General features: G+C 47.2%; 27 protein-coding genes, 1 other RNA gene and 1 pseudogene. 20 read left to right on the top strand and 9 right to left on the bottom strand.

Features of this window, described 5'->3' with window-relative positions; genetic code table 11:
- The first annotated feature begins 309 nt into the window (after window positions 1-309).
- The 10 genes and pseudogenes from GSO_RS18080 (at window position 310) to GSO_RS03835 (ending at window position 6,943) form a co-directional block, all read left to right on the top strand.
- Window positions 310-474 (top strand): hypothetical protein, encoded by a 165-nt coding sequence (locus GSO_RS18080; protein WP_003574353.1) that lies wholly within the window; start codon window positions 310-312, stop codon window positions 472-474.
- A gap of 1 nt (window position 475) precedes the next feature.
- Window positions 476-811, top strand: a complete 336-nt coding sequence (locus tag GSO_RS03875; protein WP_010489227.1) for a phage head closure protein — start codon at window positions 476-478, stop codon at window positions 809-811.
- A 4-nt stretch (window positions 812-815) separates the two neighbouring features.
- A complete protein-coding gene (locus tag GSO_RS03870) occupies window positions 816-1,001 on the top strand; it encodes a hypothetical protein (protein ID WP_010489226.1) in 186 nt (61 codons plus the stop codon).
- On the top strand, window positions 998-1,420 hold the full coding sequence (locus tag GSO_RS03865) for an HNH endonuclease signature motif containing protein (protein ID WP_010489225.1): 423 nt from the start codon (window positions 998-1,000) through the stop codon (window positions 1,418-1,420). Before GSO_RS03870 ends, GSO_RS03865 begins: the two co-directional genes overlap by 4 nt.
- Window positions 1,421-1,536: 116 nt before the next feature.
- Window positions 1,537-2,007 (top strand): phage terminase small subunit P27 family, encoded by a 471-nt coding sequence (locus GSO_RS03860; RefSeq protein ID WP_010489224.1) that lies wholly within the window; start codon window positions 1,537-1,539, stop codon window positions 2,005-2,007.
- Window positions 2,004-3,707 (top strand): annotated as a pseudogene (locus GSO_RS15510) (terminase large subunit). Before GSO_RS03860 ends, GSO_RS15510 begins: the two are co-directional and overlap by 4 nt.
- Window positions 3,673-3,852 (top strand): hypothetical protein, encoded by a 180-nt coding sequence (locus GSO_RS03850; protein ID WP_029345513.1) that lies wholly within the window; start codon window positions 3,673-3,675, stop codon window positions 3,850-3,852. The pseudogene GSO_RS15510 and the gene GSO_RS03850 overlap by 35 nt, the downstream one beginning before the upstream one ends.
- A 4-nt stretch (window positions 3,853-3,856) precedes the next feature.
- Window positions 3,857-5,038: a phage portal protein gene (locus tag GSO_RS03845; RefSeq protein ID WP_010489222.1), complete on the top strand. Its 1,182-nt coding sequence runs from the start codon at window positions 3,857-3,859 to the stop codon at window positions 5,036-5,038.
- Window positions 5,025-6,590 (top strand): phage major capsid protein, encoded by a 1,566-nt coding sequence (locus GSO_RS03840; RefSeq protein ID WP_010489221.1) that lies wholly within the window; start codon window positions 5,025-5,027, stop codon window positions 6,588-6,590. Before GSO_RS03845 ends, GSO_RS03840 begins: the two co-directional genes overlap by 14 nt.
- A gap of 59 nt (window positions 6,591-6,649) precedes the next feature.
- Window positions 6,650-6,943 carry a head-tail connector protein gene (locus GSO_RS03835; RefSeq protein ID WP_010489220.1) on the top strand — a complete coding sequence of 98 codons (294 nt, stop codon included), beginning with the start codon at window positions 6,650-6,652 and terminating at the stop codon, window positions 6,941-6,943.
- Between the two features lie 519 nt (window positions 6,944-7,462).
- On the opposite strand, the gene GSO_RS18075 is transcribed toward GSO_RS03835, so the two are convergent.
- The 3 genes from GSO_RS18075 to ssrA form a co-directional block, all read right to left on the bottom strand.
- Entirely contained in the window at window positions 7,463-7,603 is a 141-nt protein-coding gene (locus GSO_RS18075; protein WP_003568371.1) for a hypothetical protein, read from the bottom strand.
- Window positions 7,604-7,618: 15 nt separating this feature from the next.
- Complete coding sequence (locus GSO_RS03825; protein WP_003568375.1) at window positions 7,619-7,867, bottom strand: GlsB/YeaQ/YmgE family stress response membrane protein; 249 nt, start codon at window positions 7,865-7,867, stop codon at window positions 7,619-7,621.
- A gap of 239 nt (window positions 7,868-8,106) precedes the next feature.
- Window positions 8,107-8,470, bottom strand: a transfer-messenger RNA (tmRNA) gene (gene ssrA, locus GSO_RS16610).
- Window positions 8,471-8,584: 114 nt separating this feature from the next.
- Between ssrA and GSO_RS03820 the strand changes: the two genes are divergently transcribed.
- The 4 genes from GSO_RS03820 (at window position 8,585) to GSO_RS03805 (ending at window position 11,901) form a co-directional block, all read left to right on the top strand.
- Window positions 8,585-8,980: an SdpI family protein gene (locus tag GSO_RS03820; RefSeq protein WP_010489177.1), complete on the top strand. Its 396-nt coding sequence runs from the start codon at window positions 8,585-8,587 to the stop codon at window positions 8,978-8,980.
- 16 nt (window positions 8,981-8,996) lie between these two features.
- Window positions 8,997-9,728, top strand: a complete 732-nt coding sequence (locus GSO_RS03815) for a response regulator transcription factor (protein ID WP_010489175.1) — start codon at window positions 8,997-8,999, stop codon at window positions 9,726-9,728.
- Window positions 9,725-11,272, top strand: coding sequence for a sensor histidine kinase (locus GSO_RS03810; RefSeq protein ID WP_010489173.1), 1,548 nt, complete (start codon window positions 9,725-9,727; stop codon window positions 11,270-11,272). Before GSO_RS03815 ends, GSO_RS03810 begins: the two co-directional genes overlap by 4 nt.
- A gap of 95 nt (window positions 11,273-11,367) precedes the next feature.
- Entirely contained in the window at window positions 11,368-11,901 is a 534-nt protein-coding gene (locus GSO_RS03805; protein ID WP_010489171.1) for a GNAT family N-acetyltransferase, read from the top strand.
- A 64-nt stretch (window positions 11,902-11,965) separates the two neighbouring features.
- Here GSO_RS03805 and GSO_RS03800 read toward each other — a convergent pair whose 3' ends face one another.
- Entirely contained in the window at window positions 11,966-12,172 is a 207-nt protein-coding gene (locus tag GSO_RS03800; RefSeq protein ID WP_010489169.1) for a hypothetical protein, read from the bottom strand.
- 317 nt (window positions 12,173-12,489) lie between these two features.
- Between GSO_RS03800 and GSO_RS03795 the strand changes: the two genes are divergently transcribed.
- Entirely contained in the window at window positions 12,490-12,924 is a 435-nt protein-coding gene (locus tag GSO_RS03795) for an ACT domain-containing protein (protein ID WP_010489167.1), read from the top strand.
- A gap of 22 nt (window positions 12,925-12,946) precedes the next feature.
- Window positions 12,947-13,450, top strand: coding sequence for a hypothetical protein (locus GSO_RS03790; RefSeq protein WP_010489165.1), 504 nt, complete (start codon window positions 12,947-12,949; stop codon window positions 13,448-13,450).
- A 148-nt stretch (window positions 13,451-13,598) separates the two neighbouring features.
- On the opposite strand, the gene GSO_RS03785 is transcribed toward GSO_RS03790, so the two are convergent.
- From GSO_RS03785 to GSO_RS03765, 5 genes are all read right to left on the bottom strand, one after another.
- Window positions 13,599-13,934 carry a hypothetical protein gene (locus tag GSO_RS03785; protein ID WP_029345512.1) on the bottom strand — a complete coding sequence of 112 codons (336 nt, stop codon included), beginning with the start codon at window positions 13,932-13,934 and terminating at the stop codon, window positions 13,599-13,601.
- The gene (locus GSO_RS03780; protein WP_010489161.1) at window positions 13,912-15,219 is read right to left on the bottom strand and encodes a Y-family DNA polymerase; all 1,308 of its coding nucleotides are present in this window, start codon (window positions 15,217-15,219) and stop codon (window positions 13,912-13,914) included. Before GSO_RS03780 ends, GSO_RS03785 begins: the two co-directional genes overlap by 23 nt.
- 306 nt (window positions 15,220-15,525) lie before the next feature.
- Window positions 15,526-15,696, bottom strand: a complete 171-nt coding sequence (locus GSO_RS18070; protein WP_010489159.1) for a hypothetical protein — start codon at window positions 15,694-15,696, stop codon at window positions 15,526-15,528.
- An 84-nt stretch (window positions 15,697-15,780) separates the two neighbouring features.
- Window positions 15,781-16,992 (bottom strand): zinc-ribbon domain-containing protein, encoded by a 1,212-nt coding sequence (locus GSO_RS03770; RefSeq protein WP_010489156.1) that lies wholly within the window; start codon window positions 16,990-16,992, stop codon window positions 15,781-15,783.
- A 3-nt stretch (window positions 16,993-16,995) separates the two neighbouring features.
- Entirely contained in the window at window positions 16,996-17,784 is a 789-nt protein-coding gene (locus GSO_RS03765) for an SGNH/GDSL hydrolase family protein (protein ID WP_010489154.1), read from the bottom strand.
- 254 nt (window positions 17,785-18,038) lie between these two features.
- Here GSO_RS03765 and pcrA point away from each other — a divergent pair, with 254 nt between their 5' ends.
- The 4 genes from pcrA to gatC are packed head-to-tail and all read left to right on the top strand — an operon-like array spanning window position 18,039 to window position 23,874.
- Window positions 18,039-20,291, top strand: a complete 2,253-nt coding sequence (pcrA, locus tag GSO_RS03760; RefSeq protein WP_010489151.1) for a DNA helicase PcrA — start codon at window positions 18,039-18,041, stop codon at window positions 20,289-20,291.
- A gap of 45 nt (window positions 20,292-20,336) precedes the next feature.
- Window positions 20,337-22,361, top strand: coding sequence for an NAD-dependent DNA ligase LigA (gene ligA / locus GSO_RS03755; protein ID WP_010489149.1), 2,025 nt, complete (start codon window positions 20,337-20,339; stop codon window positions 22,359-22,361).
- 12 nt (window positions 22,362-22,373) lie between these two features.
- Window positions 22,374-23,525: a CamS family sex pheromone protein gene (locus tag GSO_RS03750; protein WP_010489147.1), complete on the top strand. Its 1,152-nt coding sequence runs from the start codon at window positions 22,374-22,376 to the stop codon at window positions 23,523-23,525.
- Window positions 23,526-23,577: 52 nt separating this feature from the next.
- Complete coding sequence (gene gatC, locus GSO_RS03745; protein WP_010489145.1) at window positions 23,578-23,874, top strand: Asp-tRNA(Asn)/Glu-tRNA(Gln) amidotransferase subunit GatC; 297 nt, start codon at window positions 23,578-23,580, stop codon at window positions 23,872-23,874.
- Window positions 23,875-23,876 lie beyond the last annotated feature (2 nt).

Here is a 23,876-nt window from a genome sequence, read left to right as displayed (position 1 = left end):
CCCTTGTTCCAGTTTTTTTGGAACACTGTTCCAGAAAATAAATCGTTTTTGGAACACACAAATGCCTTAGCGGCGCGGATAGCAAGCCCTTGTTCCAGAAGTTCCAGAAAATTTTGGATATTTGGAAATAAAAAAATAAAGACATTTAATTATCCGTGAGCTAGCGGGCTACAAAAAAGTTAGAAAAATTGGATATTTTCTGGAACATCTGGAACAACACTAGAGCCACAAGGGATACAGCAATAATTTTCTGGAACAAACTTGGAACACTGTTCCAGAAAATCTGGAACACGAAAGGAAGAAAATAATATGGATACAGTATGGGAAGTATTTCATGGTCAGAGTTTAAAAGAAATCGTTGATCAGGCACATCAAGATATGCCAGCGCCGTATCACGCATCTCAAGTGAGCGTTCAATATCTCAACAAAGAATGGGTGGTTACGGTGCTTGGTGAGCTCGACAAGGAGGAATAGCATGAAGAACTATTCAATTGCCCGCCTGAACAAGGTGGCTGAAATCGGTAAGACAGTTAGTCGCAGGACTGGTGCAGGTATTAACATCTCTACGTTTGAGCCGACAGGAACCTTGTTCTATGGCTCATATAACCGCACTGTTACACAGACCTACCAGATCACGGGCACAGGCCTAGCGGACACCATATCGATCGTAGTGCGCCACACTGACGCGATAGATGACAGCACACAGATAAAACTCAATGGCACCTTGTACGCGATTCAGTCTATTGCCTACGATGATGATCCTAATGCGTTCGATGTTGTGACACTCAAGAAGACAACCCAAGGAGCTTAGAACGATGAAACTATTTGAATATACTGCGTACCAAGGAGAACTAAACGGTATCATCGACAAGTTCATGATGTCACACAGGTGGCAAGTCGGATTCATTCGGGTATTCTCTGCACCAGATAATATGATAACCGTTCAGCTTTACTATCGCGACGATAAGCCTGAACCAGAAACGGCAGGCGTGTTGTCATGATTATGAAGCTGTGTAACCATGCTGGGTGCAACACCATAGTGCCGTTCAATCAACGGTACTGTGATAAGCACCAGCCAGAACCACGAGCGTCCGACAACGAACGCTATGCATATCGTAAAGCGATTGGTGGTCGTTACTTTAAGTTCTACAAGTCCAAAGCGTGGCGCAAGCTGTCTTACTCGTATCGTCTAGCACATCCACTGTGTGAACGATGCCAAGCAAAGGGGTTATACGTACAAGCTGACGTGGTAGATCATATTGTGCCGATACGTGTGGACTGGAACCACAGACTGGACGAGAGCAACTTACAAAGCCTGTGTAATGCTTGCCACGGAACAAAAACGAAAGTAGAAGACGCGGCACGCTACCCCCACATAAATACGGGGGCTATGTCATCTAGTCTTGGGAACCAAGCATAGGAGTTTCGTTGTTGAAAATCCGTGATAACCGTAATATATCATGGGTATTTGGTACTATGTGTTATAATTAAGTTAGATAAATCTAATTGTAATTATAAAGAAAGGACGTGATCGAGATGGGAGCACCACTGAAATCTATTACGCAAATGCGCGGTGCAATGAGTAAAAAGAAGCTGGCAGACCGGCGTGACATGGAAGAATCACTATTCACCTATCAAGAATTAGTTGATCAGCCCCCTACATGGCTTGATGAATATGCAGTGACTGAATGGCAACGTATTGTACCACTGCTCAAAAAAGACATTCCCGTTAGTGAACTAGATGCTGCCCTGATTGCCAGTCATTGCCAAGCCTATTCTGACATTCAGAAAGCTGCCGAGCTGATTCAAGAACAAGGCATGATGGTTGACACTGCCGATAGTGTGAAAGCTAACCCAGCAGTCAAAATGAAACTTGATGCCACTAATCAGATGATCCGCATTGATGACTTGCTTGGCTTGTCAGTCTACAGTCGGGCAAAGCTGGCAGTGAAGAATGAGACTAAGAAGAAGCCTGACGATCCGTTCGCGGATCTGATGTCATCATGAACTATGCGACTGAATACACAGACAAGGTACTAAGCGGTGAGATTGTTGCTTGTAAAAAGATTAAGCAAGCAGCGAGACGTTATCGCAGAGACTTGAAAGCCAGCAAGCGCAAAAAGAATCCGTGGCCGTATTACTTTGATGAGGACTTTGCCAACAAAGCCATTGAGTTTATCGAACTGATGCCGGCACGCGATGGATCACCGCTCAAACTAGAATTATTTCAGAAGTGGTTTATTTCAGAGCTGTTCGGCTGGCGTGATAAGGCAACTGGTAACCGTCGTTATGATCGAGCTTACATTAGTATGGCTAGAAAGAACGGGAAAAGTTTTTTGATGGCCGATCTGGGCGCGCTGTATCTCCTCATGGAAAACAAGCCAGCCATGAACCGAGAGATTGTCTACACAGCCAACAGCAACGCTCAAGCACACTTGGCTTTTGATATGATGTCTAGTGGTTTGCGTCAGGTCTCTAAGGTGTCTAAGTCAGTGCGTGATCGTTTGAAGATCAACCGCACCGAAATCATTGACTTACCGAGCAACAGCCGAGCTGTTCCGCTTGCGTCTGATCTGCACAGCCTAGATGGTTATCAAAGTGACTTGGCTATCATTGATGAGTTCGCCTTGGCTCGTAATGATGAGATTCTGTGAACACTCAAATCAGGCCAGATCAACAGCGACAACAGTTTACTAGCCGTCATCTCGACCACGGGGCCAGACCTGAATGGACCTATGTATAAAGAATATAAATTCGTCTCCAAAATCTTAACCGGTCGCGAACAAGCAGATCGGTATTTTATTGCCATTTTTGAACAGGACAGCAAGGATGAAGCCTTTGCACCAGAGACTTGGGAAAAGTCAAATCCACTACTGGCTAATGATGAAAGAGCAAAGACGATGCGACCTAGCTTGCAAGCTGATGTTGATCTAGCAGCCAAGCAAGGAACCCTGCGGCCAATTCTCGTCAAGAACTTCAACATGTGGCAATCAGCCAGAGCAGACAGTTACATCAGTCTGGACGACTGGGAGAAAGCCACTATCAAGCCACCAGACACTATGGGCAAGGACGTGTACATCGGGCTTGACCTTTCCAAGTCTAGCGACCTTACCAGTATCTCGTGGTTAGTTCCAGAAGATGGCTACCTATATGCTGACAGCCATTCATTCGTGGGAACGAAGTACGGGCTGGAAGAAAAGATCAAGCGTGACGGGTTCGATTACATCAGCGGTGCCAGTCGCGGCGAATGTAGCATTACTAAACTTGATAGCGGCATGATCGACTATGACGAAGTTTTGCGTTTCATTATCGATCTGATCGAGCAGAACCAGTGGAACGTTCGAGCTATCTGTTACGATCCATGGTCGTTTGGTTACTTACTGCCAGAGTTTGAAAAGCGTGACTTGCCAATGATTGAAGTACGTCAAGGTCAGCGCACGCTTTCAATACCGACCGTGCGGTTCCGCGATGATCTATTTAACGGCCTCCTAAAGCACGCAGACAACCAACTACTGGCCTATGCGGTGAACAACGCCATTCTGAAATACGATGCCAACAACAATGCAATCATTAATAAGGCTCACAACGCTACGAAGATTGATCCATTAGCCGCTCTGATGAATGCTTACACAATTGCAATGGATCAAAGCAAGGAAAGCGAGGTAGCAGACAATGACTTTTATTCGAGCGATGACTTTAGTTTTTAATGTTCAGACCGTGCTATTGATGCTGGGGCTAATCTGTATGGTTGTCGGTATCTGGTTGCTGTTCGGGTTTGGCGTTGGTATGTTAGCAGTCGGCACGGCTCTTATCTCCGTCGCAGTCATTATCAACTTCAACAAAGGGAGGTGAAACAATGAGCTTTTTCACGAATGACACAACACAACCACGCGATGACAACAGCGACCCGTTCTTAGATGCGCTTGTCAGCATGACCAGCAACGACAGCGGCCTATATGTGGGGATTGGTGCTTTACGTAATTCGGACGTGTTTACGGCGGTGCGCGTGATTGCCAGTGATCTTGCAACCAATCCGATTGAGTACAGTGACAAGCGTATCAGCGTGCTTCTTAACAAGGCACCCAATGACCACATGACCGCATGGGCATTCAAGTTTGCCCTAGCTGCTAACATGCTGCTGAATGGTAACAGCTTTGCACGGGTTACCAAAAATCCTAGCGGACAAGTTACTGGTTTCGAGTTAGTCCCCAACAGTCAAATGGTGGTTAAACAAGATGATACGACCGGCATTATCAGTTACGAATACACGCCTGACAGCGGTCGTTCACAGCGTTTAAATGCCAATGAGGTCTTACACTTCAAGTGCTTCACACAAGACGGTTACAAAGGACTATCGCCACTGTATAGCCTCCGTGATGAGGTTGGGGTACAAAAGTCTGGGCATGCGTTACTGAAGGGATTCTTTAACACCGGTGTCCAAGGGACAGGCATTCTTAAAGTCAACAAGACCCAGCTAGACACCAAGGCCAAAGAAAACATCCGGAATAAATTTGAAGCTGCCAACAGTGGTGATAATGCCCTCAAGACCATCATTCTAGACAATGATATGGACTACAAGCAACTCGAAGTTAATACTGACGTGCTGAATCTAGTCAATTCTAGCGATTGGACAACGAAACAGATTGCCAAAGCGTTCGGGTTACCACTGGATCGGCTGGGTATCGAAAGCGAGCACTCAAATGCCGTACAGTCGAATTTGATCTATCTGCAAAACACACTGATTCAGTATTTTACCTGCTTCACAAGTGAGATGGATGCTAAACTTTCGACTGGCGATAATCGATTCAGTTTCAACACTGACAAGCTGTTCAGTGCCGACCCAGCAACGATGCAAGAACTAGCAGTTAAGGGGCTGCAAGGCGGTGTTCTGACCACTAATGAAGCACGAGCAAGATTAAACCTGTCACCAATTACCGGTGGTGATGAGATTATGGTCAGTCTGAACTACACGCCACTAAGCAACCTTGTCACTTATCAAGATAAACAGAAAGGAAGTGCGTCTAATGAACCAAGATGACGTAGAAAAACGCCTGAACCCTGACGCTGATCTGACTGCCGCTGATCCTACCACAGCAACCGACAGCCAAGGCCAAGACGATCCAGACACACAGCAACAGGAAGACACCACTAGCAGTCCAAAAAAACTGAGTGGTTATGCGGTAGTTTTCAATAGCCCAAGTAAAGACCTCGGTGGCTTTAAAGAAGTCGTTGATCCGCACGCATTCGACAATGTGGACTTATCAGACGTCTATATGGTTTCTAACCATGATTTTAGCCAAGTCTTAGCCAGCACCAAGGCCGGAACATTGACCTTAAACGTGGATGATAAAGGCTTGCATTTTGAAGCAACCTTACCCGATACGACCACAGCCAACGATGCCTATAACAACGTCCAAGCTGGCAATCTATCAGCCATGAGTTTTACTTTCAATGCTGCGCCAGACGGTGACACGTTCACTAAGGACGACAGCGGGCAAGTGATCCGTACCATCAAGCAAGTAAAGAGCTTGTTTGACGTCTCACTGGTAGCTATTCCAGCGTATGACGATACCAACGTCCAAGTGGACAAACGCAGCTACACTGAGTGGCTTAAAACTAATACTGAACAACCAGAAAAAGGAGATAAAACCATGACCGAAAAAACAATTATCGACAACAAAGAACACACCGAATCCCGCGCTTACGAAGATTACATCCGCAGCATGGGTGAACAACGTGACGGCTTGACCACAACCACGGCTGGTGCTGTCGTTCCTAAAGAAGTCATCGAAGACGTCTGGAACCTAAAAGAATCAGACTATGACCTAGCTAAATACGTCACTGTGAAACAGGTCGGGACCCCAGTTGGCACCTACCCAATTGCCCTGACTAACAATGGTGTCTTAGCCACCAAGGAAGAACTAGCAGACGTGCCAGAGATCGATGCAACCCTATTCCGTGGTGTTGACTACAAGGTTGCTACCCGTGCTGGCAAGATTTATCTGTCTAATGAACTGGTAGAAGACAGTGAAGTTGATATTGTTGCCGAGGTTAAGAATCAACTCAAGAAGCTGGTACAAAACACGGACAATAGCAACATTATCAGCGTTCTGACTGGCAAGACGGGCACCAACGATAACTTCAAGCACATCACGGGTACTGGTCTCGATGACATCAAGCAAACCTTCAATGTTGAGTTAGATCCAGCACTGTCCTTGTCTGTTATCGTCAATCAGGATGCTTTCAACTACCTTGATACACTGAAAGACAGCGAGGGCCGATACTTGTTACAACCTTCAATCACTGCACCATCAGGCAAGCAACTGTTTGGTGCCCCAGTGATCGTCATTTCTAATAAGGTGCTTCCTACTGATAAGGCTGGCACCTATCGGATCATCATTGGTGACTTTAGTCAAGCGATTTTCTTAGCCCAAAAGAACGAAGTCAACACCCAGTGGGAACGGTTCGACAGTTATAGCCAAGGCTTGGCTGTCGTGATCCGCAACGACTATGAAGTGGTTGATCCTGACGCTGCTCGAATTGTCGACATCACACCGGCAACCAAGCCAGCAGCCACGACAGCAGCTTAATGAAACAAGTCTGGGGTGTGCCTTAGGGTACGCCCCTATTTTTATAAGGAGATGAGCACATGACTGTCACTACTGATGACATTAAAAATAGCCTGCGTGTGCAGACTAATACTGACGATAGTTTGATAAGCAACTACCTGACAGCGGCGCGAGACTATGTTCATAATGCTGTTGACAGCACAGCGACGATTGATGAGTTGCAAACGTACTCGCAATTTGATATTGCCGTGGCCATGTTGACCGAATTCTGGTATCAGAATCGTGGAGCAGTTACCACAGCAAGCCAAGAGCCACCTTATTCAGTGGTTAGCATGATCCAGCAGTTAAGAGGACTGTTTACGGAAAACGTATAGTATCAATAGCCAAAAGATTATGATATAATTAAGACAGTCCTAGGCGATAAGCGGGTAGATCCGTTTTAACCGACGCACGGCATAGCTAACCGGTGGCGCATTTTATAGACCAGAGGGTCAGTTACTTTTCCCTTGTCGTAATCCATGCGGTGTTTAAATCATTTACACTAACCTTTTTTCATAAAAATAGCCGGTTTCTTATTTAGTAGATCGTTCTAATTAAGAAGTTGACTACGTAGCTTTTCATTTTCAATTGGGCGGGCAGAGATGCCCGTTTTTTTGTGCTGAGAGACGCATTCTGGTGCAAGCTGAACAAGTTTAACTTGAGGTATGGTCGTTCTGGACAATAAAAATCGGTTAGGCAATTCGGAATTTCGGGATTGGCTAAACAAAGTCCGAAATTCTGACGTTGTTATCCAAGTCAAAAATATTGACCTGCTTATGGGAACTAAGTGACAAATATTCACCTAGTCAATGGATACAAAAATAGCCACCTCATAATGAAGTGGCCATTTTGTGTTAGTCGTGTAGCTTTTCTTGTAGTTTATCTCCAGCATTATCAATGCCCTTAGCTGCGAAGACTGTACCTGCAACTAAAACACCGCCAACGATGAGAGTACTAGCAACCATAAACTTAAATGCAGCTTTTAAAGCGTCCATAAAGATGGCCTCCTATCAGTCTTTTGATCTGCCAACAAAGAAGGAGACTACGGCAACAACAATAATTGCGCCGATAATTGAAGGAATCAAAGCCATTCCTGCCAGTTGTGGCCCCCAATGGCCTAAAAGTCCCTCACCAATTGCAGAACCCACTAATCCTGCAATGATGTTAGCAAACCAGCCCATCGATTTGCCCTTGCTAGTGATAGCACCAGCAATTGCACCAATAATAGCACCAACAATTAAAGCCCAAAGAAAATGCATGATAATTCCTCCTTTTTGGTTATATTGTCTCTATAGACGAACACAGTATAACATACAGTAGCAACAATAGATAATAAAATAGCCGCCCGTAATGGACGGCCACCGCCTGCCTAGCAGATTAGAATGTTACCTAAATGTTACCTGATGTTACCAACTAATGATAATCAGTGACTATCTGCCAAACATAAAATGCTGCTACACCGGCATTTTGAACACCGATGAAAGCTAATGATAATGATAAGTGGAGGTGAGGAGAATCGAACTCCTGTCCATCACCCCTGCTACATGCAGCTCTACACCCATAGCTGATTAATTTAAAATTCGCCGCGATGTCGCGCCAGTCAGCAAGGCTAACACAAGGCAGCTAACCTACTAGTCTCTTGTTGATGCCTCAGGTGGCAGCATCAACCGTAGCTCAATGATTTGAGACCCAGACCCGACCCTTGAGCGAAGTCGGAAGGATCACGCTAGCTGGTTATTAAGCAGCTAAAGCGTAAGAATTTTCGTTCTTTGCAGTTATATTAACTGTTCCGTTGATGACGGAGCCGAGCCTCCGAGGTGCACCGCATGCGCGAAAAGCAATGTCGAGACCATTACACCCCCGACAAGGTGCAAATGATATCTTACCACGGTATAATTAAACTTGTCAAAATGTTTGCACTTGGTACTATACTGACGCAGACTTAGGTTTTAAGCTAATTTTATGGAGGCGTGTCTATGATCTTACTTGTTGCTGGATGCATGCAATTACTAATGGGCATCCTTCTTGTGCTTTTTCGGCCGCGACATCAAACCAATTTCTGGGGCTACACATCCTATCTCGCCAGCGTCAATGCCGATAGTTTTCGCCTGGCACAACGGTGGTTTTGCCAGGCATTGATTGTCACCGGGGCCGTCGAATCCGCTGCCGGGTGGATCATTCACCGGCTTTCGTGGGATAATTTTTTCATCATTTGGCTTTTTGTGGCGGTACTGTTATTCTTACCGGGATTCGTTTATACGGAAAGTCGGCTAAAACAGTACCTTGAAGCCCATCACCAGCTTCCTTACGATTATGTCGCACCGGATGACGTTCCGAAACCTAAACGCCGTAAAGGTTTTAAAGATTTTTGAAATGAGGGGTTTATCAGTGAAACTATTAATGATTGAAGACAATACAAGCGTGGCAGAAATGATGGCCATGTTTTTTCAAAAAGAAAAGTGGGAAGTCGTGAACGCCTATGATGGTGAAGAGGGGCTTGCCAAGTTTAAAGAAGCGCCCGATAGTTTTGACATCATCACCCTGGATCTGAATCTTCCTAAAATGGACGGGATGCAGGTGGCCAAGGAAATTCGTCAGATTAGTGAAACCGTTCCGTTGATTATGTTGACGGCCCGGGATACTGAAAGTGACCAGGTGTTGGGACTTGAACTCGGCGCGGATGACTATGTGACTAAACCATTTTCGCCGATTACGCTAATTGCGCGGATCAAGGCGTTGCATCGCCGCGCTGAAGTTGGTGCCGAAGTCGGTGCGGAGCAGGCAGAGCCAGAAGCAAAAAAAGATGGCTTTGACGTTGAAACCGACCATTTCAAGCTCAGTACCAAGACGCGTGAAGCTTATTTGAATGGTAAACAAATCGAGGGCTTGACACCCAAGGAGTTCGACTTGTTGCATACGTTATCCAAGAGCCCCAAGCAGGTCTTTTCCCGTGAACAGCTGCTGCAGCTGGTGTGGGATTATGAATACTATGGTGACGAACGCACAGTCGATGCGCACATTAAAAAGTTGCGTCAGAAGATCGAAAAGGTCGGTCCGCAAATCATTCAAACCGTTTGGGGCGTCGGTTACAAGTTTGATGATTCGGGGCTTGATCAATGAAAATGCTCTATCAACAGTTAATCGGCTTTTTTGCAGTTATTATGGTGACCTTGGTAATTGTGTCGATTCTGTTCATTCGTTCGACAACCAATACGGTTTGGGAAAACGGGTTTAAGCAGCTTGAGCAGTACACTGACGTCTTAAAAAACAATGCTGTCGATGAAAATACTTACGTGATCAATGCGCGCTTTATCCAAAATGCCGAAGAGATCCTCAGTGATCAACACGTGCATTTTGTTATTTATGATGCGAACAACGTAGCCAAGTATCCGGTTTCACAAAAAAGCCCGATGGCAGCGATTAAATCAAGTTACTGGAAAAAGTTAAAACAAGGGTCAGCCGTTGCCGTACCGGAGCTGATGACGAATCCTGTGAGCGGTCGATCCCAAAATATGACGATCTATTACCAGCCGGTTTTTTTGAGTGAGAAACTACTGTTTGTCATTGCGGCATTTGCACCGGTCGAGCAAATTCAAAGCTCGATTAACAAGACCGAGCACAACTTACTCATCGCTTTCGTTTTATCGACTTTGGCGGCCTTTATTATCAGTTACTTCATTGCGTCGTATCAGGTTCGCCGCATTAATCAGCTGCGCCAGGCAACCCATCAAGTGGCAGAAGGTAACTATGATGTGACTGTCAAAATGAAAAGCCGCAGCCATGACGAAGTGGCAGAGTTAGCGGATGATTTTCGCGACATGGTGACATCGTTGAAAGCCAGTCAGCAGGAAATTCAGCGCCAGGAAGATCGGCGTCGCCAGTTTATGGCGGATGCGGCACATGAAATGCGGACACCGCTGACAACCATTAACGGCTTGCTGGAAGGCTTGGCTTATGATGCAATTCCCGAAGAAAGCAAGGGGAAGAGCATTGAACTCATGCGTAATGAGACCAATCGTTTAATTCGCTTGGTCAACGAGAACCTTGATTATGAAAAGATTCGCACGAATCAGATTCTTTTAAGCAAACATACCTTCAACGCCCGCAAGGATCTTGATAATATTGCCGAACAACTGGCACAAAAAGCCGAAGAAGCTGGCGACAAGATTACGATTGAAGCACCGGAAAAGCTGCCAACTTATGCCGACCACGACCGGTTTGTTCAGATTTTGTTTAATATTGTCCAAAATGCGGTTCAGTTTACGCAAAATGGACAAATTACAATTAATGGGAAATTAGGCTACCACCAAACCGAGTTCAGGGTGAGTGATACCGGTATCGGCATGTCCAAAGATCAGATGAAGAACATCTGGGAGCGGTATTATAAAGCTGATCCTTCGCGGAAAAATACGAAATACGGCGAATCCGGTCTGGGAATGGCCATTGTCCACCAACTGATGGGCTTGCATGGTGGCACCATTGATGTTGATTCTGAATTAGGATCCGGCACGACCTTTACCTTGATCTTCCCGGATGAGGAGACAGCGCCTAAGCAAAAGAAGCAAACCGATTCGAAACAATCGGGCGATTCAGCTAGCGACAAACCGGACTCGACGAGCAATGCCGCTAGTGATGCGGGGCAGCAGGCCAAACCGAACAAATAACACGTCTCCAAGATGTCGTTTAGTGCCAAAACAAAGCACCACGCAACTGTGGAAACGTGTATAATAAAAATTATTATTAACAAAAGGAGACAATTATGACCATTCGACGAATACAGCAAAACGACTTTGCCGAAGTAGACGCGTTATTGCAAACCGCATTTAGCGGCAGCAAGCGCGGCTATCACGGGGAAGCAGCGTTAGTCGCTGAGTTACGACGCACCGCCGATTATGACGCGGCGCTAGAAGTGGTGGCGACCATCGACGGTCATTTAGTCGGGTACGGATTGATGACTGCAGTCACTATTACACCTGATGCCCATATGCAAGGAGTGGCCTTGGCTCCCTTGGCCGTTGCACCTGATTATCAAGGTAGCGGGTTAGGGATGGCGATTGTTTCGGAGCTCGATATGCGGGCAACAGATCTACGTCGCGATTTTGTCAGCGTCATCGGCGATCGGCAGTTCTTCGGCCGCATCGGTTTTCGCAGGGCCGCAAACTATCGCCTCGAACCACCGTTTCCGATCGTGGCCGAAGACCATCTCATTAAGGAGCTGGTCCCAGGCGTTTTAGCTAGTGTGCGCGGGAAAGTCAATTACGCGCATCCTTTTTTAGCTGAAACATTGGAGTAACATCTAAGCGTTAACAGTGATGAGCTGCGGTTAAAACCGTAGCTCATTTTGTCGGTTAAAGGTATTACTTTTTCTTGTGATTCCTGGACGTGTCGGTGACGTGGTGTGCCATATGTAATGCACCGATGCAAAGTCCACCACTAATGAGACCGCTGCCCATTAACGCATCATCACTCAGGTGCGGCCAGTATTCGACAAACGCTATAAACGCGATGATGATTGCCACTGTTAGTAATTGCCAAGATAAATGATACGGTTGCCGCATCTTCATTCAAAAGCCCCCTCATGCTTTTCCCTTCAAAGACACCATCAGCCTACTGCAAAATAGCATACGTTTAAAGGTTCGTTGATGAAATAAGTGCAGCTATCGAGCTATCACGGAGATTGCCTAAAGTGGAATTGACAGCCCTTGGCGAAGTGTTATAAGTAAAGAGAGCTTATTTTCCTTGAAAACATGTCAAATCTTTTACAATTTGACGGTTGCTTTTCAGAAGTGGCAATGACTGTTACAATATGAACATATTCGAACGGATGTCTGTCGGTGAGAAGCGGTTGCTGGCAGTCGGTTCATTTTTGGGGGGGATTCGCGTGAAGCAGTTTTATATTGTTGACAGTTCGATTCTTCCGGACTTGGTCGGCAAAGTGATTGCCGCGCGGGCATTGCTCCAAAATGGCGAAGTTAAACAGGTGAGTGAAGCGGTCAAGCGAGTCGGCATTTCCCGCGGCACTTATTACAAGTACAAAGACTATGTGTTTTTACCAGATCATGAAATGGCATCGCGTAAGGCGGTCATTTCATTGATGCTTCATCACGATCGCGGCATTTTGTCGGAAGTTTTGACTGTGATGTCACAAGCCCAGGCCAGTATCGTGACCATTAACCAGAATATTCCGATCCACAACTGGGCAAGTGTTGTTATATCATTTGATATTTCGGCGCTGCAAGGAACCCTTGATGATCTTGCCACTAAACTTGGCGGCATTCGCGGTGTCAGTGATGTGCACCTGATTTCCATTGAATAAACAGCATGTTTTTGGAGGCTTTATGAAAATAGCAATTAAATTGTTGCTCTGGGTTTTAGTCGCTGGCGTTGCTCTATTTCCAGCGTTGTTACTGATTTTGTTTGTGATCGGCCTAAGCGTCGTGATTTCCGGCGCCATGGCAGTTAGTGCTGTTGGCTTTGTTTTGGGCATCATTTTTGTCGCGCTAGTGGGCTTGAGTATTATGATTCCAAGTGTTTTGCTCATTATTCGCTTCATGACTTTTCGGACGGTTAATGCGCGTTTTCGGCATGGCAATCAACGGGTTGTCTTGCCAGTAAGCGTCAGGTTAACGGGTCGTTCCATTTACCACGCAATTTATGAGAACTTTAAGGCAGGACGGCGCCAAGGAAAACATTTGGTGCAGGCGTGGAGTTTTGGGTTTGAAACTTACTTCCATGAAGATCTTCAGGCTTATCTAGCAGATCAGATTCTTGCCCAGCACGGCCCCGAGATGGCTGAGGCCTTTGTGCTTGATGAACGCCACTCTTATACGATTGCCTATTAATTTGATCAATCGTCTGGTGGTGACATCGGTTAATTAGTGCTAATCATGATGAAAAGTCGGTCTTGTTGTCTGAGACCGGCTTTTTTCTTGGACCCAATATTCAGTTTTTAGCTGTAGTAGGCACGCAGTCAGACTGCCAAGTAGGTCATCATTCATCAAGACGGGCACGTCGTTGAATGATTCGGTTGGTTTGTGGCCAGCGCATGTCTTCAAAACCGACAAATTCAATGGTTAATTGGGTTTGTTTGCGTAACAAGCCAAGGAAAGCCTCTAACTGGGCAAGATCATAGCCGTGCAGACTGTGCAACGGGATCGAGCGCTGCCGCTGGTCCTTGGGTTGAATGTTAAAAAAGAAGTTGAACGCTGGCGTGTAGGTCTGATTCACCAGTGAGATCCAATACCTTGTGTTTCGTTTGCGCTTAAATAGTGGCGTTAACCGTTCCATGATGATTTTGAGGTCTTTAATCATAGCTATTGCCGCCATTGTGTCCTCCTACCAGTGATGCACGCTGAATGGCTGTACCACCATGCATCGCGCTTTTGGCGTACACCAACGCCTTGAAACCAAAGCGACTGCGAATCGTATCAAGTGTTCGTTCCAGATCGGTCGCTTTAATTTGGCGATCGACCGGCTCAAAGAAGTTGAGTTGCTCGCCAGTGTCAGGTGCCAGACGGGATGTGAAGACGGCCACATTGCGAATGACTTCACCATGCCAGTTCTTTCGGAAAATCTCGCGCAACGCCGCAACAATGTCGGTGTTGCGATTGGTTGGCAAAATTCGCTTTGCTTGCGTAAAACCGGACCGACCGTCTTGCTGGCTTTCTGCATACGAAAACCCGATACCCAGTGAAAGCTCACCGGCACGTTTATGATGATGGCGTAAGCGGGCTGCGACCTGTTCACCGATTTCTTTGATGACAATTTCGATTTCGAATTGATTGCTATAGTCGCGCGGAAGCACTTGGGAATTACCGATACTTGGCTGGCGGGTCACGATGCGCTTGCTGATTTTGGTGCGATCAATGCCCCAAGCGGTTGCAAACAGCTGAGTGCCGATAATACCCATTTCCTGTTTTAAGGCATAGGGATTCGCATGGGCGAGTTCGTACATGTTTGTGATGCCCATGCGCGCTAAATGCGCTGCTGTGCGGTGACCGATACTCCAGACATCGGTCATCTCGTTAATTTTCCAGATGGTGTTCGGGACCGTCGCATACTTGATGATGCCAAGCAAATCAGGACTGTGTTTAGCATAAACATCAAGAGCAATTTTGGCTTGAACCGGGTTTTCACCGATTCCGACCGTGGTCCGCAGACCTAGCTGCTGTTGAACCGTCGATTGAATGAGCTTGGCAACTGCCTCTGGTGTTTTTCCAAACAGTCGCCAAGTATGGGTCATATCAAGGATGGATTCATCAATCGAGTAGGCCCACAGATCTTCATCGGCAACAAATTGACGAAAAATATCGTTAATAGCCAGATTTTTCTGAATGTAGAGGTTCATGCGCGGCGGAACGACAATTAGGTGTGGTTCGTTGGGCAAATCGCGCTGACGACTGACATTATTTTTGAGACCGTACATTTTTTTGGCCATAGGCGAAGTCGCTAAGATTAGCCCGCCGTTCGTATTCTCCTGTTCAGACATCACAACCAGAATGGTTTTAAGCGGATCAAGTCCACGCTCAATGCTTTCGACTGAGGCGTAAAAGGACTTATTGTCAATCAAAAAAATGACCCGATGCGGTTCGTGTGGATAATCATAGGCCATGAAGATCACCTCTGTTTATCATTATACGAACGTATGTTTGCTTAGCAAGTTATTTATTTTTGGGGAGATGCGATAACGCGTTTTCCGGCGCAGAAGTCGGCTCACGCTCAGCTATAACGCGTTCCCCGGCGCAGAAGCCTGCGTATAAGGACCTTGGTCGCAATGGCCTAAGCCCGGGCCATCACGCCCAAGGTCGCTTATACTTCGGCTTCTAAGCGCGCCGGCTCACGCTCAGCACCACATAAAAACCCCTGCTGTGCATATGCACAAACAGGGGCATCGATGAAGCGATCAAAATGCGAACATCTAGCGCATGCAACCGCCCATGTGCCAGGACGAAATGCCGCGCGTCATGCTGCCGTGGGTAATTCCCATGCCACCGCCATTGTTAAAGACTTCCAAAATGAACAAGGCGGCAAAGATGGCGGCAATGACGATTAACGTAACCACTAATGGCCGCCACTTATCTGATGTCATACTATCCGCCTCCTAACGAATTAAATTCGGATACTGCCATTAGTATAACACCATGGCAACAATGGCAAATAGTATACGGACAAATCAGTCATCGCGTTCCCATTTAATTTTGAGATTGGTTTCGATCAAGTCGTCATCATCAAGGACGAAGGGTTCAACCGTGCTGCCGCCATCAGACTTGGTGAACTTGATATTGAAGACATTGCCGTCACGATAAACGACTTCCCACTTACCGTTACTTGGCGTGCCGTTATTGGTTGCCGTATAAGTGCCATCACTATTAAAAGTGAACGTTGCCCGGTCGCCTGATTCCCAGCGGCCCACAATGCCACTGGTGGAATGATTGTCGTTGCGTTTTGACGGGTCGGAAGGATACTGGCGTGTTGTTTTCGTGACGCCATTGTCATCATAATCGTCATCGCTATCATCGTCGTGGGTATTGCTATCCGGATGTGAATTTTGCGATGATGCGGAACTGGAAGATGTGGCGCTGGAAGAGGAAGCCGTTGCTGCATCTAAAGTTAGATCCGATGCCTGGCCTTTGAGCGGGATCACCACTTCCCGTGTGAAGTCTTTGGTTAAACAGTCATGCGTGCCGCTGAGTTTAAGCGTGTAGACGCCTGGCAGTTGACCGGTGATGATATATTGGCCGTCATGCGCTTTGGCTTGCGCCGGCGTGCCGTTCAGCGTGAGTGTGGCATTTTTAAGGTTGGTTTTGACGACGGCATCGGCTGTCCCTAATTTGACTTTATATTTTGGGAAAATAAGCAGTTCATGGCCTGCCTTGACAATCTGAACTGGGCCGCTGGTCGACTTAGCCATAATCATGCTATGCAGAAGACTGCGATCGCTGCGGTTTTTGATGAGTTGCGCAAGGGGCTTCAAATCGTCCTCGTGTAACGCCGTACCATCGCTGGCTACCGCGACTTCCGCCATATCATCGGCATCCCCACTGGTCATTTCTTCGGCCAGCTCCGTTACTTGCCGATCCTGACTGTAATAAGTCGCGCCAGCAAAATAAGCGATTCCCAGTATTAAGATCACGGCAATCCCGGTTACGAGCAGCCAATGCCGTGGTGACCGCGGCGGACGACGGCGCTCAGCAGTAGCCGACGTTGCAGAAGCGGCGGGTGAAGGGGTGGCAGGTGACGATTGTGAATTGGCTGCTTCTTTTTGACTTGTGCTTTGCGCCTGTTGCCGCGCAGCACGCAAATCAAAGCCGCAGTTTGGACAAAAGTCATTGTCAGGGCCAATCGGTTGGCCACAATTTGGACAAAATTTTAAAGATGCTTGCATGGATCATTCCTCCAAGGTTTTGATAAGTAGGGCAGCGATTTGATCATGCCCCTGTTGATTAGGATGAAACGTATCACGCGGACCGTTAGCCGCAAAATCGGGAATGGTGGTGCCAGCCGGGCCGGTCACATCATCATGGCCTTGCCAGATCGTCGCCAAGTCAGCCACCGGCACGTGGTAGGAACGGCCAATCTCTTTGACAACAGCGTCAAATTTTAAATCCGCGGCGGCATACGGCCCGTTGTTCGGCGACCAGGTTGTCATGAGGATCAGTTGGGCGGTGGTCTTTTCCTGCAGCGTCGTCACAATGGTTGTGAGGGCTTGGTGGTAAGCAGCAAGGGCAGATGGCGTTGCACCACCCACAGCGTCATTGGTGCCGAATTCGATCGTTACCACGTCTGGCTGCTGTGCCACTAAGCTTGACAAGGCCGGGACGCCGAGATTGGTGGCAGTTTTACCGACTTCGGCAATGCCTGCTTCAGTAACGGTTTTTCCGGTTAATTGTCCCAACTGTTGGGTAAAAAGCGAGGTGAAGCGGCTGGTTTTTTTGTCTGCAAAAAGGCCGACGGAAAGGCTATCGCCAAAAGGTGCGTAAACTAAAGTGTCTTTCGAGCGAGCCTTTAATTTAGCTAACGGCGTCTGCGGTACCGATGATGTCTGCTGTGAAGCACTTACTTGGCGCGAACTTGCGGATGTCGATGCACGACTGGATTTAGTTGCATGCCGTTGAACACCGCAACCGGCAGCCAACAGTAATAATAAAAGTCCCAACCCCACCCAAACTTTTTTCATAGAACCACCTTTTTTGAGTCACTGTTTCTCTGACTGCTTTCTTTAAGTGTATCAGAGTGACCTGTCAACGCAATGAATATGCAATAACAACGAATGACGGAAATCTCGGGTCAAGCGGGAATCTAAAATAAGCATTAAATACCGCCTGTTTTGGCCGATATCGTATCTTGCCGGCACTCACGCTTAGGCCCAAAGTTTGGTACAATAGGTCAAGGAATTTTTCACTTGGTTTTTCTGAAAGGACGATTCGTTAAATGGTAATGGATGCCGCATTAAAGGGTATGAACGATAAGCAGGCTGAGGCGGTACTGGCCACCGAAGGACCGGTTTTAATTATGGCAGGTGCCGGCTCTGGCAAGACCCGGGTGTTAACGCACCGGATTGCTTATTTGGTAGAAGAAAAAAACGTCAATCCATGGAACATCCTTGCCATCACCTTCACGAATAAAGCAGCTCGTGAGATGCGTGAACGGGTAGGGAAACTCGTTGATCCCGAAATTGCCCGGGACATCTGGGTCTCGACCTTCCATGCACTTTGCGTCCGGATTTTACGGCGGGATATCGACAAATTGGGCTATAATCGCGCCTTTACAATTGCCGATCCGGCTGAACAGTTGACGTTGGTTAAACACATTCTGGCGGATTTCAATTTGGATCCCAAACGCTACGACCCCAAGTCGATCCTGGGGGCCATTTCGAATGCCAAAAATGATTTAATCGATCCGCAGACTTATGCCGATGAACAGGCTAATAGTCCCTTCACCAAAATTGTCGCGGAAGTTTATGCGGAGTATCAAAAACGGCTCCGTAGCGATCAGGCGTTGGATTTTGACGATCTGATCATGCAAACCATCGTGTTGTTTGAAAAGGACAAAGAGACACTGGCATTTTATCAACGTAAATTCCGCTACATTCACGTTGATGAGTATCAGGATACAAACGAGGCCCAGTATCGACTCGTGCACATGTTGGCGGAAGGTTACCACAATCTTTGTGTTGTCGGGGATGCGGATCAGAGCATTTACGGCTGGCGTGGTGCCAACATGCAGAACATTCTGGATTTCAAAAAGGATTTTCCTAAGGCTCGCGTGATTTTGCTTGAGCAGAATTATCGCTCCACGAAGACCATTTTAAGTGCGGCCAATGACGTGATTAAGAACAACCTGAATCGTCAGGTGAAGACGTTGTGGACCGAAAATGGCAAAGGTGACAAAATCACGTATTATCGCGCCCAAAGTGAAACTGACGAGGCGATTTTCGTCATTCGACGCATCGAAGAAGAAATGGCCGAGCATCATCGCCACTATGGTGATTTTGCGATTTTGTATCGAACAAACGCACAATCACGGGCGATTGAAGAAGCATTCGTCAAGTCCAATATTCCTTACAAAATGGTTGGTGGTCACAAGTTCTACGATCGCAAGGAAATTCGGGATGCCCTTGCTTATTTCCGGTTGGTCGTCAATCCTGAAGACGATATGAGTTTCACGCGGATTGTGAACGAACCTAAGCGCGGCATTGGCAATACCAGTGTCGAAAAGCTGGAAGCATTTGCCAGCCAGCACGGGTGGTCGCTGTTGGAAGCAGCAGCCAATGCCGAACTCAGTCCCATTTCCGGCAAAGCGCGCGGTAATCTGGCGAAGTTTGGCAAAATGATTCAGGAACTCGGCACCCGCCGCAAAGATTTGAATGTTACGGAAATGATGCAGGCCATTTTGGATGAAAGTGGTTATCTGGATGCGTTGCGGGCAGCACACACGCTGGAAGCCGATACCCGGATTGAAAACCTTGAAGAACTGCTATCGGTGACGCAAGGATTTGACGAACGCTATCAGCCGGAAAATGAGGACAGCGACATTTTTGTCGACTTTCTGGCCGAGCTGGCGTTGTTGTCGGATCAAGACGAAGTAGAAGAAGATGCTCAGGAAGTCACCTTAATGACGTTGCATGCGGCTAAGGGCTTGGAATTTCCGGTTGTCTTTTTGGTTGGCATGGAAGAAGGACTTTTCCCGTTAAGTCGGGCGGCCATGGACGAAGGCGAGCTGGAAGAGGAGCGGCGTCTGGCTTACGTTGGCATCACGCGCGCCAAGCAGAAGCTGTATCTATCCAATGCCTATGCCCGAATGCTGTATGGCCAGCGGCAAAATAATCCGGCTAGTCGTTTTATTGAAGAAATCGATCCGGATTTGCTTGAAGTGGTCGGCGGTAATCAGCCAAAAAGCGACATTCCGTTCATTAATCGAACCGATCGGGCATTTAGTTCACCGTATAGTCGCCATGCCGAGACTGCCGCAACGCCGGTGACGGTTAAACCGGTACCGACAACCGGCGCTGGCAAGACCAGCTGGGAAGCTGGCGACAAGGTGACGCATCGTAAGTGGGGAACGGGCACCGTCGTCAAAGTCACCGGAACAGGCGATGATCAGGAATTGGACATTGCCTTTAAAGCGATGGGGATCAAGCGGTTGCTAGCCGCGTTTGCCCCGATCAAGAAAATTGAATCTTAATGATTGGCTCGTGAGGATGAAGTATGGTGTTTAAGGAGGCTCGCCGTGTTAACAAAACCAGCTGCTCAATTTACGCTTGAAGAAGCCGAGGCGGAAGTCGCCAAGCTGCGCAAGCAATTAAATCAATGGCGTCTGGAGTATTACACCAAAGACGCACCGACCGTAACGGATAATGTTTATGACGATCATTATCGTGATTTGCAGGCGTTAGAAGCGGCATTTCCTAAATTGGTCACCCCTGATTCGCCGACACAACAGGTTGGTGATGTGATCAACTCGGATTTTGCCAAAGTTCAGCATCCGATTCCCATGTTGTCGATGGGTGACGTCTTTTCATTTGAAGAACTTAGCGAATGGGATGCGCGTATGCAGGCTAATGTTGGGCGTCCGGTTGATTACAATGTGGAGTTAAAAATCGATGGACTTGCCTTATCGCTTATTTATGAAGATGGCAAGTTAGTCCAAGGCTCGACGCGTGGTGATGGTAACATTGGCGAAGATGTCACCAAGAATGTGTTGACCATCGACTCGGTGCCGAAAACCTTGAAGAAGCCGTTGTCACTCGAAGTGCGCGGTGAATGCTATATGCCTAAAGCGGCGTTTGCTAAATTGAATGCCCGGCAGGAAACTGAAGGCAATCAGCCATTCGCCAATCCGCGTAATGCGGCTGCGGGCTCCTTGCGTCAGCTGAATCCGCGCGTCACGGCCGGTCGGGAACTGGACACGTTTATTTACACGTTAATTGATCCTGATCGGTTTAACGTGAAAACACAACATGAAGCGATTGCGTTTATGCATGACCTGGGGTTTACCACGAATCCCAGTTCGGAAGTCGCCAGTGATATGCAGGCGATTGATGCTTACATTACCAAGTACACAAACGATCGCGATGCGTTGCCATACGGAATTGACGGGATCGTTTTAAAGGTCAATGATTTGGCACTGCAAGCCCAGTTAGGTAACACTGTTAAAGTGCCACGGTGGGAAATTGCATATAAGTTTCCGCCTGAAGAAGCCGAGACAGTGATCCATGAAATCGTCTGGACAGTTGGCCGAACCGGGGTTGTTACGCCGACTGCGGTGATGGATCCGGTTCAGCTGGCGGGGACGACAGTTTCGCGGGCAACCTTACACAATGCGGATATGATTCATGATAAAGATATCCGCATTGGCGATACGGTCATGTTGCATAAAGCAGGCGACATTATCCCGGAAGTTTCGCGGGTGCTGGTTGCCAAACGCCCAGCAAATACGCCACCGACGCTAATTCCGGAAAAATGTCCGTCGTGTGGTCAGAAACTAGTTCACCTTGATGACGAAGTGGCGCTGCGGTGCATCAATCCGATGTGTCCGGCACAAATGCAGGAACAGTTGACGCATTTTGCTTCGCGTAACGCCATGAACATTGACGGTTTAGGGCCTAAAATTATTGCGCAGCTGCAGGCTAAACACCTGGTGCGGGATGTCGCCGATCTTTACCGCTTGACTGCGACCGATCTGGCTCAGCTGGACAAGTTCAAAGAAAAATCAATTAATAATTTATTAAGTGCGATTCATAACAGTCGGCAAAATTCCGTGGAACGCCTAATCTTTGGATTGGGGATTCGTCACGTTGGTGGGAAAGCCGCGCGAATTCTTGCGGAACATTTTGGCGACTTGGATCACCTGATGGCTGCCAGTCAGGAAGACATTGCGGAGATTCCTAACATTGGGCCGACCATTGCTGAAGCCGTTGTGACTTATTTCAAGACTGATACGGTACGAAAATTGATTGATCAATTGCGTTCTGCAGGCGTCAACCTACGTTATACCGGTCCAACTCAGCCGGCGGTAAAAGATAGCTTTGTTTCCGGGAAAACCGTGGTCATCACAGGCAAATTTGCCGAGTTTTCCCGCCCGGATCTAACGAAACAGCTTGAAAAATTAGGCGCCAAAGTTACCGGATCGGTTTCAAAGAAAACGGATTTGGTGATTGTCGGCGAAGCAGCTGGTAGTAAGCTGACGAAAGCCCAGAAATTAAATGTTCCGACGATGGATGAAACAGAATTGTTGGCGAACTTGAAGAATTGAGGAACTTCATCAATGAAGAAATTTTTGACGTTAACCTTACTGACCGGTGCGGTTATGCTGTTAGCAGCGTGTGGCAAGTTGAATCTGGACAGTAATAGCAGCAGTACAGGCGGCACTAAAACAGGAAGCTACCAGACAACGGGGACTGTTGATAACAGTATGTATCAAGGGGTTATCAAGAACGGCCGTTATCAGACGAGCAGTGCACGTGGTTTGACACTGCAGCAAAATGACCAAGGCGACAACACCTTTAATATCAAGAGTATGGAAAGCGGCTTGCAAACGTTAGCCAAGAACCAGTTCCCGACTGATAAGTATTCTTTTGAAGAAGGGCAGCTCTTAAGCACCGCCACCGCCAGAAGCTGGCTGAAACGTGAATCAAAATCCAATGCTGAAGGCCTAAATCCGCCTGATAATGGGAAAAAGGATCCTGATACCCGTAATCCCATTTACTTGCAGCAAATTTTGGAGCAGGATTTCATGCTGCAGGATGGCAATAGCATGAAGTTAGGCGGGATCGCGATTGCGTTAGGCATGAACAAGGTCGATTATTATACCAAGACGGAATATGGCGCCCAGTATCAGACGGAAATCTCCGATGAAACCATCAAGAAACAAGGCGAAGCGATTGCGGCAAAAGTCGTCGCTCGCTTACGCAAAATGGAAAAAGTGCCAGATGATATTCCAATTGTGGTCGGCATTTATAAAAATGCGGAACAGGATAGTCTAGTTGGTGGCGTTTATGTCGAACATGCCACCAGTAAAAACGGCACCGATATCGGTTCATGGAAGAAACTGAACCAGCAAAATGAGGTTTTGCCGGTAGTTGGCGATCACAAGGCGATTAACAGTACCGTTTCAAATGATTTTTCCAGTTTTACGAATCAGGTAAAAGGGTTCTTCCCGACTTTAGCGGGGATTACTGCTCAGGCACATTATGAAGATGGCAACCTGGCTGGTCTTAATATCACCGTTAATACTCAGTTCTACGGGTTGACCGAAATTCAGAGCTTTACCCAGTATATTTCAACTGCCGCCAGCAAATACCTCCCTTCAGGCGTACCGATTGAAATTACCATTCAAAGTACCCAAGGCATCCAGGCGTTTGTTTCGCGCAGTTCCGGTGACAAAGGCTTTTATACTCATGTATTTGGGAGTTATTGAGGCAATCTTATGGTAAACTACGAATGAAAAAGAAAATGAAAGCGGGGATTGCATGATTTCTAAAGACAGTGTTGCGCATGTGGCCGGTCTGGCTAAGCTGCAATTTTCTGAAGCTGATTTGGAGAAGTATACTGATCAGCTTGCGGAGATTCTGGATATGGTCGAACAGTTGGAACAGGTTTCGACCAAAGACGTACCGGTCACCACGCAAAGTATTCATCTGGCGAACGTAATGCGTCCGGATGTTGCCAAACCGGCGGAACCGGTTGCCGAATTGCTCAAGAATGTTCCGACCAAGAAGGGTACCTTGATTCAAGTGCCGGCGATTATTGATAAGGAGGACGATTAACG

This window comes from Lacticaseibacillus zeae DSM 20178 = KCTC 3804 (assembly GCF_000260435.1).
Lineage (GTDB): Bacteria > Bacillota > Bacilli > Lactobacillales > Lactobacillaceae > Lacticaseibacillus > Lacticaseibacillus zeae.
The sequence above is the reverse complement of the archived record's forward strand: the minus strand, read 5'-3'. Positions and strand labels throughout refer to the sequence as shown.